Origin of the sequence: Sulfurimonas lithotrophica (assembly GCF_009258225.1) — a bacterium.
In the GTDB taxonomy this organism is placed as follows: domain Bacteria; phylum Campylobacterota; class Campylobacteria; order Campylobacterales; family Sulfurimonadaceae; genus Sulfurimonas; species Sulfurimonas lithotrophica.
Window position 1 is genome coordinate 1,246,803 of the sequence record NZ_CP043617.1, and the last position, 12,398, is coordinate 1,259,200.

At 32.4% G+C, this 12,398-nt stretch carries 14 protein-coding genes; 3 read left to right on the forward strand and 11 right to left on the reverse strand.

What is annotated here, in order from left to right:
- Position 1: 1 nt before the first annotated feature.
- From FJR48_RS06280 to FJR48_RS06290, 3 genes are read right to left on the reverse strand one after another with little or no spacing between them, the layout of a single operon-like run.
- A complete protein-coding gene (locus FJR48_RS06280) occupies positions 2 to 202 on the reverse strand; it encodes a DUF3185 family protein (RefSeq protein ID WP_152307297.1) in 201 nt (66 codons plus the stop codon).
- A 46-nt stretch (positions 203 to 248) separates the two neighbouring features.
- The gene (gene uvrA, locus FJR48_RS06285; RefSeq protein WP_152307298.1) at positions 249 to 3,077 is read right to left on the reverse strand and encodes an excinuclease ABC subunit UvrA; all 2,829 of its coding nucleotides are present in this window, start codon (positions 3,075 to 3,077) and stop codon (positions 249 to 251) included.
- Positions 3,078 to 3,098: 21 nt separating this feature from the next.
- Complete coding sequence (locus FJR48_RS06290) at positions 3,099 to 3,830, reverse strand: sulfite exporter TauE/SafE family protein (protein WP_152307299.1); 732 nt, start codon at positions 3,828 to 3,830, stop codon at positions 3,099 to 3,101.
- A 97-nt stretch (positions 3,831 to 3,927) separates the two neighbouring features.
- Here FJR48_RS06290 and FJR48_RS06295 point away from each other — a divergent pair, with 97 nt between their 5' ends.
- The 3 genes from FJR48_RS06295 to FJR48_RS06305 are packed head-to-tail and all read left to right on the forward strand — an operon-like array spanning position 3,928 to position 5,570.
- The gene (locus FJR48_RS06295) at positions 3,928 to 4,347 is read left to right on the forward strand and encodes a chemotaxis protein CheX (RefSeq protein WP_152307300.1); all 420 of its coding nucleotides are present in this window, start codon (positions 3,928 to 3,930) and stop codon (positions 4,345 to 4,347) included.
- Positions 4,348 to 4,695 (forward strand): flagellar motor switch protein FliN, encoded by a 348-nt coding sequence (fliN, locus tag FJR48_RS06300; RefSeq protein ID WP_277872371.1) that lies wholly within the window; start codon positions 4,348 to 4,350, stop codon positions 4,693 to 4,695.
- Positions 4,692 to 5,570: a hypothetical protein gene (locus tag FJR48_RS06305; RefSeq protein WP_152307301.1), complete on the forward strand. Its 879-nt coding sequence runs from the start codon at positions 4,692 to 4,694 to the stop codon at positions 5,568 to 5,570. Before fliN ends, FJR48_RS06305 begins: the two co-directional genes overlap by 4 nt.
- On the opposite strand, the gene FJR48_RS06310 is transcribed toward FJR48_RS06305, so the two are convergent.
- From FJR48_RS06310 to FJR48_RS06345, 8 genes are all read right to left on the reverse strand, one after another.
- The gene (locus FJR48_RS06310; RefSeq protein WP_152307302.1) at positions 5,547 to 6,680 is read right to left on the reverse strand and encodes a hypothetical protein; all 1,134 of its coding nucleotides are present in this window, start codon (positions 6,678 to 6,680) and stop codon (positions 5,547 to 5,549) included. The two genes, FJR48_RS06305 and FJR48_RS06310, sit on opposite strands and share 24 nt — an antisense overlap.
- Complete coding sequence (gene dusB, locus FJR48_RS06315) at positions 6,680 to 7,618, reverse strand: tRNA dihydrouridine synthase DusB (protein ID WP_152307303.1); 939 nt, start codon at positions 7,616 to 7,618, stop codon at positions 6,680 to 6,682. Before dusB ends, FJR48_RS06310 begins: the two co-directional genes overlap by 1 nt.
- Before the next feature lie 3 nt (positions 7,619 to 7,621).
- Positions 7,622 to 8,638: a hypothetical protein gene (locus FJR48_RS06320; RefSeq protein WP_152307304.1), complete on the reverse strand. Its 1,017-nt coding sequence runs from the start codon at positions 8,636 to 8,638 to the stop codon at positions 7,622 to 7,624.
- A 10-nt stretch (positions 8,639 to 8,648) separates the two neighbouring features.
- Positions 8,649 to 8,999 (reverse strand): RNA polymerase-binding protein DksA, encoded by a 351-nt coding sequence (dksA, locus tag FJR48_RS06325; RefSeq protein ID WP_152307305.1) that lies wholly within the window; start codon positions 8,997 to 8,999, stop codon positions 8,649 to 8,651.
- Positions 9,000 to 9,029: 30 nt separating this feature from the next.
- Complete coding sequence (locus tag FJR48_RS06330; protein ID WP_152307306.1) at positions 9,030 to 9,488, reverse strand: 23S rRNA (pseudouridine(1915)-N(3))-methyltransferase RlmH; 459 nt, start codon at positions 9,486 to 9,488, stop codon at positions 9,030 to 9,032.
- Positions 9,485 to 10,048, reverse strand: coding sequence for a thiamine phosphate synthase (locus FJR48_RS06335; RefSeq protein WP_152307307.1), 564 nt, complete (start codon positions 10,046 to 10,048; stop codon positions 9,485 to 9,487). The genes FJR48_RS06330 and FJR48_RS06335 overlap by 4 nt, the downstream gene beginning before the upstream one ends.
- A gap of 8 nt (positions 10,049 to 10,056) precedes the next feature.
- Entirely contained in the window at positions 10,057 to 10,899 is an 843-nt protein-coding gene (accD, locus tag FJR48_RS06340) for an acetyl-CoA carboxylase, carboxyltransferase subunit beta (protein ID WP_152307308.1), read from the reverse strand.
- Positions 10,900 to 11,014: 115 nt separating this feature from the next.
- Positions 11,015 to 12,397, reverse strand: a complete 1,383-nt coding sequence (locus FJR48_RS06345) for a glutamate synthase subunit beta (protein WP_152307309.1) — start codon at positions 12,395 to 12,397, stop codon at positions 11,015 to 11,017.
- Position 12,398: the final 1 nt, after the last annotated feature.

Sequence of the window (12,398 nt, forward strand, 5' to 3'; positions counted from 1 at the left end):
ACTATTTTTTTAACAAAAACAATCCACCAAGAGCTATAACAGCCGCTGCAACATATTTAATCATAACACTATCCGTAGGTCTTCCGTTTATAGCATTTGACACAACCGATATAGCACCTTTTGATTCACTATATCCCGTATAAGCGATTCCAATAGCAATAACTATTAAAGCAAGAGCAAAAAACATTTTATTTTTTTTCATGTATTATTCCTAATCGATATTTATATAAATAAATTTTATCTAATTATTACTTTTTATGCAAAGACAACTCTTTTTTAATATATTTACCGGTGTAAGAGAGCGTTTTTTCATAATTTTCAGCTAACTCTTCTGGTGAACCCTCCGCAATTATAAGTCCCCCGCCACTACCGCCTTCAGGACCCATATCTATAATATAGTCGGCATTTTTAATCATGTCAAGATTATGTTCAATTATTAAAACAGAATTGCCAAGCTCAACAAAATGATGAAGTACTTTTGTTAGCCTGTCAACATCTGCAAAATGCAGTCCTGTTGTCGGCTCATCTAAAATATATAGTGTTTTACCGGTATCTTTACGACTTAACTCTTTACTTAATTTAATACGTTGAGCTTCACCACCTGAGAGTGTAACGGCATTTTGACCAAGGGTTATATATCCAAGTCCTACATCTACAAGGGTTTGCATCTTTTGATGAATCTTCGGTATAGCTTTAAAAAAATCATATGCCTCTTCTACACTCATATTTAAAACATCGCTAATAGTTTTACCTTTATATAAAACTTCCAATGTTTGTTGATTGTAACGTTTACCTTCACAAGCATCACACTTAACCATAATATCCGGTAAGAAGTGCATCTCTATCTTGTTTTCACCCTCGCCTTGACACTTTTCACATCTTCCGCCTTTAACGTTAAAGGAAAACCTTGAAGATGTATATCCACGTATTTGACTCTCTTTGGTGCTTGCGAACATATTTCTTATCTCATCCATCACACCTGTATATGTAGCTGGGTTACTTCTGGGTGTACGCCCTATCGGACTTTGATCCAAATATATAACCTTGTCAACATTTTCAAGCCCTTTTATTTCTACACCGGCTACTTTATTTACTTTTCTGGCATGGTTTAAAAGCTCACGAGCTGTTGGCAAAAGCGTTTGAAGCATAAGCGAACTTTTTCCGCTTCCGCTAACACCTGTGATACAAACAAAGTTGTTTAGCGGTATTTTCGCACTTAGATTATTAATATTATTTAGAGTTACATTTTTTATCTCTATCCACTTGTCTTGTTTTCGTCTATAAAAGTACTCTATTTTTTTACGACCAAATAGATAATCTGCAGTAGTAGTTTTTGCGTTTTTTAGTTTATCTAAAGTACCGCTAAAAACAACATTACCACCGAACTTACCTGCACCTTCACCTATATCTACTATAAAATCTGCATTCTCAATTGTTTCTTTATCATGCTCAACAACTATAACTGTATTTCCTTTTTCCTGAAGACTTCGAAGTGTACGTATAAGTTTTAAGGTGTCACGCTCATGTAAACCGATGCTCGGTTCATCTAGTACGTACATAACACCCGTAAGTCCTGAACCGATTTGAGATGCTATTCTGATTCTTTGTGCTTCACCACCGCTAATAGTTCTTGCATCACGCCCTAGCGTAATATAACCAAGACCTACATCATGCAAAAAGAAAAGTCTTTCGCGAATCTCATTTAAAATAGGGATTGATATCATTTCTTGCTGTTTATCAAAGTGATTAAAATGTTCTTTATTTTCAAACCATTCATATGTTTTACTTATCGGCATATCAAGTAGATTTGCTATACCCATGTCCCCTACTCTAACGGCTAAAGATTCTTGTTTTAGTCTATGTGAACCACATACATTACAAACCTTTTCACTCATATAATCAGCTAAATCTTTTTCATCTTTGAACATATCGTAAGCTATACGAATAATCCCCGGGAAAATTCTTTTTACGGTATGTTTTTTCCATAAAAATTCAACTTCGTCTATACTTCCGTGTAAAATAGCTTTTTGCTGATGAGTCGGTAATTCAGAATATGCAATTGTGATATCAATGTCATTTGCCTCACAAAAGCCTTTTAAAAATGTAAAATAATAACCCTTGTTAAATCCATATACAATTTTTATCGCACCCTTTTCAATACTTAAATCACTATCGATTATTTTATCATGGTCTAGCGCATAGCGAAGTCCTAAACCATCACATTCACTACATGCACCTTTTGGTGAGTTAAATGAAAAACTAAGAGGCTCTAGTGGATCAAAACTTATTTTACAGTCAAAACAGGCATTATGTTCAGAGTAATGGATATGATCGTTTTTTAAATCGAGCTCTTTAGCATTTAAAATCTCAACTTCAAGCTCGCCGTAACTTTGCTTAAGAGCTTTTTCAACAGCAGATGCTATACGTTCTTTATTTTCAGGTTTTACGACTACCCTATCTATAACAACTTTTATAGTATGTTTTTTAGTCTTACTTAATTCTATTTCTTCATCAAGTCTTACCATAACGCCGTCAATCTGAGCACGAACATATCCCTTGTGAACAAGAGATTCCAAAAGATCTGAATAGGAGCCTTTTTTTTCGCGAACAAGAGGGGCTAACAAAACAAGTTTTGCACCCTCTGGAAGTTTTGCAACTTCACCTATGATATCCGATGCACTCATCTGCGATATCTCTTTACCGCATTTATGACAGTGTTGCACGCCTACACGGGCAAATAAAAGTCTAAAATAATCATATATCTCTGTAATAGTTCCAACGGTTGAGCGCGGATTTTTTGAAGTTGTTTTTTGATCGATTGCGATTGCAGGCGTAAGTCCGTCTATCTTATCTACATCCGGTTTTCCGACACGGTCTAAGAATTGTCTGGCATAAGAAGATAAAGATTCCATATAACGTCTTTGACCTTCGGCATAAAGGGTATCAAATGCCAATGTTGACTTTCCGCTACCGCTAAGTCCGGTCATAACGATTAGTTCGTTTTTAGGAATTGTTAAATTTATATTTTTTAAATTATTTTCTTTAGCACCCGTTATTTTTATAACATCTTTTTTCATTTATCTCTCTCAAAAAAGTTTTTATCCAAATATTCTATATATGAGGTAAGATACTACACTCACATAAAATATTATTATAAGTTTTCTCTGTAAAGCATGCTTTACTTTTTGTTTTAAATATATCCCTATATATACGCCAAAAAGGGATGATATACCTACTATTAGCCCCGTATGCAAATCTATATGTCCACTCATATAGTGGGAGATAAAACCTGCAACCGAGGAAAAAATCACAAAAAACAGTCCTGCAGAAATAGCACGTTTTAAATCAACATGTAAAAATCCGACTAGAATCGGTACGATTAAAAGACTGCCTCCGACACCTATAGTCATACTTATAGACCCTACCGATAAACCTATAAAAAACAATAAAATTTTATTTAATTTTCTATGTTCTTTATGTTCTTCAACTTTAAAAAACAATCTTACAAGTGCAAATGTAGCAAAAAGAAGGAAAATAAGCTCTAAAGTCGTATCGCTAAAATAAGAAGCTAAACCTCCGCTAAGCATAGCACCTGCAAAACCACCTATAGCTATGTAAAGGACAATACTAAAATCTAATGAACCGTTTTTTTTATTTAAGTAACTTCCGTAGATTGAACTAAAAACCATCTGCACGACGGCTATACCTATGGCTACTTTAGTATTGTATCCAAGTGCTAAAAGAAGCGGTACCAAAATTGTTCCGCCTCCGATGCCGAAAAAACCGGAAAGCAGACCGACAACAATGCCAAGAAAAATCAACGCTAACATATGCTACCTAAACTTTTTTCGAATTATATCCTTTAAGCGCTTTAATATTTATTTGAGTCTTTTTCAAGTATAATATTTTCACTTACGAAGGATAAGAATGTTTAATACCATAATTGAAGCTGCAAAAAATTTTTGTGTACATCAAATTAGAGATGAATTTACTCTAAATGACACTTTAAATAAAGATAGAACACTTATTGCTTATATAGACTTAGATACACATTCTGGAAATAAATATAGAGTGTATATAAGTGCTGATAAATCGTTTATTCAAAAAGTTTCGTATATTTTTCTTGAAGAAGATGAAAGTGACGATGAAACTTTACAGGATATGCTTTTAGAAACGGCTAACTTAATTGTCGGAAGTGCCAAGGTCTTAGCAGAAGAGTCTAACAACTCATATTCTATATCTACTCCTTTTTTTGAAAAAGACGGTAGTTTTGATTATGAATATGATAACATAAAGACTATACAGGTACAAAACGATAAACTATCTATTGCTATAAAGGAACTTTGATTGAAAAAAGCTCACAACAACCGTCAACATTTTGGAACTCAGCCTCCTGAGTTTGATGAGTTTAAAGAATTATCATGGATGGATTATTCCGGTCTTTTAGATATGGAAGTAGAGTTTATATCAGATTTGGGCGAAACTAAGTTGAGCATTGCAGAAATTTTAGACTTAAGCAAAGGCTCCATTATTGATTTAGGGAAACCTGCCGGAGAATCAGTAGAAGCATACGTAAACGGACGTATATTGGGTAAAGGTGAAGTTATGGTATATGAAAAGAACCTTGCTATACGTATTAATGAAATTCTTGATTCAAGTGCAGTACTATACCATCTCTCAAAAGAACGCTTATGATAAAAATAATTTTACTTTTTCTTTTACCGCTTTCAATTTATGCTTCAAAAATACTAAGTTACAATGTCTATGATAGAACTGACAGAGTAGATATAATGATAACATTTGATGTACCTTACAACGGTACCATTAAAAAAAGCCGCACTACCTCTAAAATAATTATAAAACTCCAAGATGCTTCAATAGAATCTTCAAAGCTTAAACAAATATCATCTAAATATATCAAAACTCTTGCTATTACACCTTTAGAGGGTTATGTTCAACTTATTGCTTCCGTCTCTGAAAATATAACTTTAAAAGTATCAAAAACAGCAGATGCATATGGTTTAAGACTTAGATTTCAAAAAGCAGGCTTAGTCACTAAAACAAATACCTCTAATACGAAGTCTATAACAACGGACTCTAACTCAAACCTATCTTATTTACCGACAAAAAAAACCGATGATATGACACAAAGTTATTATATTGTAATTGCTATTTTAATAATCGGTATTATCATACTATTTTATATAAAGAAAAGAGTAACGCCTAAAAATAACAATACAAAACAACAAGATGCCAACAAAATCACGACAAATCCACTAAAGCATCAAGATCATGAAGTTAGTATAAGATTTCAAAAAAATATAGATGAAAAAAACAGCGTAGTTATGCTTGATTTTATAGATCAGAGCTATTTAGTTATGATGGGTTCAAACAATGTACTTTTAGATAGGTTTCAAGATGATAAACCTGCTTCCCAAGAGGAATTTAACATAATTTTGCAAGATCATCAGCAAATGTTGGAAAACTTTCTAAATAATCAAGATCTACAAAGTGAAACTAACGTTAAATCATACTCACAAAAAGCTTCAAGCATCTCTTACGATGTTTGAAAGTAACTTTTTTATAAATTTAACATTTATCTCATTTAATTCATACGAATTGTCCATCATTTTATTTATATGAAAAACTTCCGTTACGGTAATACCGTACGGGTCTTTTTTCTCTTTAACTTGTTTACCTTCGTCGTTAAATGAATAAAGGTATAATTTTTTACGTGTGAGTTGAATATAATATGTAAGCACTATTTCATCGGTATGTTTTTTCTCTAAAGCTACAACTACTCTTTGGTCCTCTTTATATTCGCCTTCAAGTTCTAGTATTTTTTTAGCTTCATCTATATTCATATATCCAATATATAACTTATTGTACAAATCATGATATCTTTGAATTTTAGGATTCATTAAAAAACCTAAATCCAAGACATGTTTTTTATGAGCACGTAACATTTTTGTAATCCAACTCATAGTATTATAGTATCTAAAAGGATGAAGTTTCAAAGTATGAGCTTCTATCATTTTTGAAGAATTTGATTTTAGTTTAGGAGTTAATTTTTTCTTATGCGGGTTTAGTATATATTCTAAAACTTTTGTAGATGAAAATTCATTTGTAAACCATACTTTACAATAAGACGGAAATTGTTTTGTTCCTGTAGCACCGTTGTTTAAGATAATAAGCGCTTTAATTTCATAATTTGGGAATATAATTTCTAAAAGAGCTTTTTTCTTTCTAAGTCTTTTTCTTAATTTTAAAACATTTTTAACAAGTGTCATCTCAACAAAATACAATTCATTGTCTTTTGTTATAAACATTGCATCAAATTCGCTTATTTCACGACTTTTAGTTCTGTAAACAATCTGCTGTTTTTCACTAATAGAAAGTGTATTTGGATTTGATTTTACTTTATTTTGGTGAAAACCTTTTAATACGAACTTTACAATATCATCGTTTTTTTCTGCATATTTTACAAGTTTCTCATAAAGAAAGTTTTCATAAACTTCTCCCTCAAAGGAACGGTATGAACTTAAATATTGAGCTTCTTCTTTATCTACGTTACTTTTAATTAAAGATAAAAGATGCTTTACATTGTATTCATAATGAAGTAAATTATCTGCTATATCACTATCGTTTAACTTTTTTATATCTTGAGAAATATTTAGCATTACGCCATTTCACCATTTTTAAAAAAGTCATCTATTATATCTCTATACTCTTTTATATCGTTAATTCTATTAACTTCATCTCTTAATGCAGAAGCACCTTTATAACCCTTTGAATAGGTATGTGTATGTTTTCTAAAAATTGCTACACCACGCTCCCCGTAAAACTCCACTATTTTATCGTAATGTTCAAGAACTATGTCATGCTTTAATTCTAAGCTAATATCACTGCTACCTGATTTTAACTGATGAAATATCCAAGGAGCACCAACAGCACCGCGACCTATCATAACACCGTCAGCTCCGGTATGTTCAAGCACCCATTTTGCTTTTTCAAATGAGTCTATATCACCATTTGCGATTACCGGAATAGATACGGCTTCTTTTATCTCTTTTATAGCATCATAATCAACGGGAGCTTTATATTTACCTGCTCGTGTACGACCATGAACCGCTATGAAATCAACACCCGTTTCTTCAATATTTTTTGCTATATTTACATGATTTTTTTCATTTACGCCTAATCTTATTTTTGCGGATGCCATTTGTTTATTTGATGTGTTTTTAATAGCATTAAGTATTGATTTAAGTCTAGGTAAATCATCTAAGAGTGCTGAGCCTGAACCGTGACCGAAAACTTTAGGAACGGGACAACCACAATTGAGATCTATTATATCTATTCCTTCTATATTATTAAGGATTTCAACGGCACGCCTGGCCATATCCGGATCGTTTGCGGAGATTTGTACCGAGTATGGATCTTCTAAAGGAGATTTTTCCAACATATGCAATGTTTTTTGAGAGCCGTGTGCAAGCGCATTAGAGCTTATCATCTCACTAACGGTAAGATCAGCTCCAAATTTTTTTACAACACTTCTAAAGGGCAAGTCGGTAAAACCAGCAAGTGGTGCTAGTATATATGCTGGTTTATTAAAAGTCATTTTTTAAACAAATAGCTCGATATTGTAATTTTTACCGCACTCTTTTAAATCAAGATATGATTTAAAATTCAAATATTCATTCTCTTGAGAAATATTTAATATTTCTTTAGCAAGGTCTATCATTTCTAAATCAAATAAGGTAAATAAATATGCATCCATCGCTTCTTCATTTTTTTCACTAAGCATCTCAAACAGTTTTATTCTCTGTTCAGGAATCATATGTAAAGACAGTGTTTTTGACATCTCAACATAATCATTAACATCTAATTCTAAACCGGACAATAACTTTATCAAAGATTCATTTGGAATTTCTAATGTATTTTTATCTGAATTAATTCTAGATAAAATAATAAACATAGCTTCTTTTGTCAGATATTCGCTATAACTTTCAATTGCATATAATGGTGCTTCTTTAACAAAATCAACATAAACTTTACGACAAAGTTCTTCATTATATTTTACTTTTGAATTTAAAATATCTTCAGCCGATAGCTTTGAATTTTTGTACATATTTGAATGATTTAATTTAACCAACTGATTATTCTCATCTAATGAGTATTTTTTTAAATCAACAACATTACCGTTTTTTAAATCTTCCATAATGGAAATTACTTTATTTAGCTTTTCATTTGGAGTATCAGGACTTAAAGAGCCGTCATTCATAAGCTTTGAACTATCTAACAATTGACCCAAGAGTTCATATCTATCTGTTTTATAGATATTGTGTCTATCTTCCTTACCTAAAAATGCGTCTATAATAGAGTCCACAAATTTTTCATAGTCTTTATCGTATTTTCTTCTATCTAATGTATTTAAAAATGAGTAAAAACTCATATGCAACATACTAGCTATATATAAAATAACAAGCGGTGCAACAACCAATATAGCAATTGACATAGACGGTAACTTTAACCCAAAAAACTCTATTATATAAGTTTCTTGAGTTATGAATGCATACACATACCAACCGACTAATATCATCAAAAACATTGATGCAATTGTATATCTTTTTAAGTACATTTTTTAGACCTTACTTTGATTTTTCTACTATCTCTCTACAATCAATGCAGTAAATAGCATGAGGTTTTACTTTTAGGCGTTGAAAACCGATAGGATCTTCACACATTTCGCAAATTCCATAAGTTTTGTCCGATATTTTACCTAAAGTTACGTTAATTTCTTGTAACTCTTTATTTTGTTGTGAGACAATGGCACTCTCAATCATAGAGTTATTACTATTTGAAGCATGATCACCTTCATCGTTTAACTCTTGTCCACTCAGTTGACTTAACTCATCGTTAACACCATTGATATTTTTTTCAATTTGTTCTCTACGACTCTCTAAAATCTCTTTAAAGTAGTTTAATTCGCTCTCTTGCAACTTTTTATCTCTCTTTCTATGTTAATAAAATCATTTATGGTAAGGATGATTACTTAAAATTGAAAAACCTCTATATATTTGTTCTAACAAAACAGTTTTTGCAATTTTATGACTCATAGTAATTTTTCCCAAACTTATAACTTTGTCTGCTTTGTTTAAAAAAGCATCTTCAAAACCATAAGCTCCACCAATGAAAAATTTAATCGTGATTTTACCATCTAAAAGCTTACTAAATTCATAAGAATCGATTATTTTTCCATCAGGATGTAACAAAATGTTGCAATTACCATTTAAATATGGCTTTAAAACCTTTGTATATGCCTTTTGTGAAGCTTCTGCAGATAGATTATGAGCTTTTGTTATATCTTTATTAAAAATTTCTTTATCTTCAATTTTTGCAAAACGACTTATCATTTTTGTTAAGTCTTTATACAAGGGATCATAGATTGATTTTTCTTTCTTTGCTATAGATATAATATCTATTTTCATCCGAGCAGTCCACTTCCTATAACTTTATAAGATATATTTTCAAATTTATCTTCAAGTTTAACACCGCCTATAACAGCTACGGGATGGATTGATTTTGAAGCTATATTTTCAATTTTATCGCCAAGTACCGCAGATATGTCTTTTTTTGTAGAAGTATCCCTATATGCACCTAGTCCAATATAGTTTAAATCTAAACCGTTTGCTTCTACAACTTCTTTTTCATTATGTGTAGATATACCTAAAAGTTTATCTTTTTTAATTACGCTTCTTAATATTTTTACTGCTTTTGCAGCATCCGGATCTATCTCTTTTAAATCTTCTTGACCAAGATGAACTCCGTCACAAAACTCTACTAATTCATATTTGTCATTAACGATTAAAAAGCCGTCATAAAGTTTTCTGATTTGAATAAGTTGCTGTTTAATAAATGCAATATCTGAGGTTTTATTTCTATACTGGATAACTTTTGCATCATTTGTAGATGCAATCTTTACAAACTCTTCTAGTGATATATTATATAAATCTAACAGTTCCTGATCACAGAGTGCATAAAGTTGCATAAGAAGCTTTATTTACTATAAAACATTGTAAGAAGATCACTCAAAGTTTTTTTGAGGTTATTTCTATTTACAACCATATCTATTGAGCCTTTCTCAAGTAAAAACTCAGCTCTTTGAAAACCTTCTGGAAGTTCTGAACCTATTGTTTGCTCAATTACGCGTTGACCCGCAAAACCGACAAGTGCACCCGGTTCCGCGATGATTATATCGCCAAGTGTTGCAAAAGAAGCAGATACACCGCCCATCGTAGGATCTGTTAAAACTGAAATATATGGAAGATTATGTTTAGCAAGTTTTGCTAAAGCAGCAGATGTCTTACTCATTTGAAGAAGTGAAAAAGTACTCTCTTGCATTCTCGCACCACCCGATGCACTTAAAATAATTACACCTTGCTTTTTCTCTATAGCACGATTTACCGCACGAACAATTTTTTCACCTTCAACCGAGCCTAAAGAACCACCCATGAATTTAAAGTCAAATATAACAACTTGTGCAGCTACACCGTTAAGAGTCATTTCACCGCTTACAACCGAAGAATATCTTCCCGTTTTTTCGTGTCCTTCTTCTATACGTTTAGTATAAGCTTTACTATCTGAAAACTTTAAAGGATCAATCGGTCTTAGATTTTCATCATACTCAACAAATGTACCCTCATCTGCTAATAGCTTAACACGCTCTTTAACACCTATACGAAGGTGAAATCCACATTTAGGACATACGTAATTTTGGTTTTCCACTTCTTTATAGTACATCAAAGAGTGACAAGATTTACATTTGACCCAGTGAGAAGCTGCTTCATTTTTTACAGGTTGTTTATCAGAGATTTTAGAAAAAATATTTAGTAGATTCACGAAAAGTCCTTAAAATTATCTATATATTATGAGTGCGATTATACCAAAATATAGTTTAAAGCAAACAGATTGTGATTTTTTTATCAAAGATAGCACTAGAGTGCTACCTTAATATCTATTTTAGAAGAGATTTAGTTATGCTTCTTGCAGCTTCACGACCATCAAACGCAGCCGTTACAACAAGATCGGCTCCACGATAACAATCTCCTCCGGCGTAGATGCCTGAAGTAGAAGTCTCATGTGTATCTTCATCAATTATAATCTCACCCCATTTATTGATTTCAATACCGTTTTCAGCTAAAAAAGAAGGTACTTCTGTATCAAAACCTAATGCCATAATGATAATATCTGCATTTACTCTGTGTTCACTTCCTTTTTGCTCCTCAACTTTTTGACGACCGGACTCGTCTTTTGCACCTAAACTCATTTTTACGGCTTCTACCGCTATAGCTTTTGAATCATCCAAAATTATCTCTTTTGGAGATGTTAAAAAGTTAAAATCAACACCCTCTTCCATAGCATTTTTATACTCTTTTTTACTTCCCGGCATATTTTTTTCATCACGACGGTATAAACATGTTACACTTTTTGCACCCTCACGCTTAGCAGTACGAAGACAATCCATAGCAGTATCACCACCACCTATAACCACAACATCCAAATCTTTAAAATCAAACTTTTTATCATAATCAAGTTTAAAATTTTTACGTTGTATTGCAGTCAGGTATTCCATTGCACTATATACATTTGAAGCATTCTCACCGTTAAGTGAAGCTTTTTTTGCTTTTGTGGCACCGATACCTATGAACATAGCATCATGACTGTTTGCAATATCTGCAAAATCTATATCACGACCTACTTCACAGTTTAAAACAAGCTCCATTCCGGCTTTTTTAAGGAATTCTATTCTTCTCTCAACTATTTTCTTATCAAGTTTAAAGTTAGGGATACCATAAGTTAAAAGTCCACCTGCACGATCACTTCTTTCATACATAGTTACAGCTATTCCTGAGCGAAGAAGATAAGTTGCAGCACTAAGCCCTGCGGGTCCACTTCCGATAATTGCTACTTTTTTATCCGTCGTAATTCCAGGAAAATCAGGTTCATATCCAGCTTTAAACCCAGCTTCTGTGATATGAGTTTCAACCGAACCGATTGTAATAGCACCGTGACCGTCGTTTAATGTACAGTCACCCTCGCAAAGTTTATCATGTGGACATACACGTCCCATAACTTCAGGAAAAGGTGAAGGTTCATTTGATAGTTTAAAAGCAAACTCCAAATCTTTTTCACTTACCGCCTTTAACCACTGTGGTATATAGTTGTGAAGAGGACATTTATTTAAACAAAACGGGTCCCCGCACTGAATACATCTGTCACTTTGACTTGCGGCATCACTTTTTTCAAAAACTTCATAAATTTCGCCGAAATCTTTAACACGTTCTACGACTAATCTTTTTTTTGGTTCTACTCTTTCTATATTTAAATATTCTCTCATG

What these genes read in the sequence shown, in the direction of transcription:
- FJR48_RS06280 (WP_152307297.1), bottom strand. Translation starts at nt 202, where the DNA reads ATGAAAAAAAATAAAATGTTTTTTGCTCTTGCTTTAATAGTTATTGCT.
- uvrA (WP_152307298.1), bottom strand. Translation starts at nt 3,077, where the DNA reads ATGAAAAAAGATGTTATAAAAATAACGGGTGCTAAAGAAAATAATTTA.
- FJR48_RS06290 (WP_152307299.1), bottom strand. Translation starts at nt 3,830, where the DNA reads ATGTTAGCGTTGATTTTTCTTGGCATTGTTGTCGGTCTGCTTTCCGGT.
- FJR48_RS06295 (WP_152307300.1), top strand. Translation starts at nt 3,928, where the DNA reads ATGTTTAATACCATAATTGAAGCTGCAAAAAATTTTTGTGTACATCAA.
- FJR48_RS06305 (WP_152307301.1), top strand. Translation starts at nt 4,692, where the DNA reads ATGATAAAAATAATTTTACTTTTTCTTTTACCGCTTTCAATTTATGCT.
- FJR48_RS06310 (WP_152307302.1), bottom strand. Translation starts at nt 6,680, where the DNA reads ATGCTAAATATTTCTCAAGATATAAAAAAGTTAAACGATAGTGATATA.
- dusB (WP_152307303.1), bottom strand. Translation starts at nt 7,618, where the DNA reads ATGACTTTTAATAAACCAGCATATATACTAGCACCACTTGCTGGTTTT.
- FJR48_RS06320 (WP_152307304.1), bottom strand. Translation starts at nt 8,638, where the DNA reads ATGTACTTAAAAAGATATACAATTGCATCAATGTTTTTGATGATATTA.
- FJR48_RS06330 (WP_152307306.1), bottom strand. Translation starts at nt 9,488, where the DNA reads ATGAAAATAGATATTATATCTATAGCAAAGAAAGAAAAATCAATCTAT.
- FJR48_RS06335 (WP_152307307.1), bottom strand. Translation starts at nt 10,048, where the DNA reads ATGCAACTTTATGCACTCTGTGATCAGGAACTGTTAGATTTATATAAT.
- FJR48_RS06345 (WP_152307309.1), bottom strand. Translation starts at nt 12,397, where the DNA reads ATGAGAGAATATTTAAATATAGAAAGAGTAGAACCAAAAAAAAGATTA.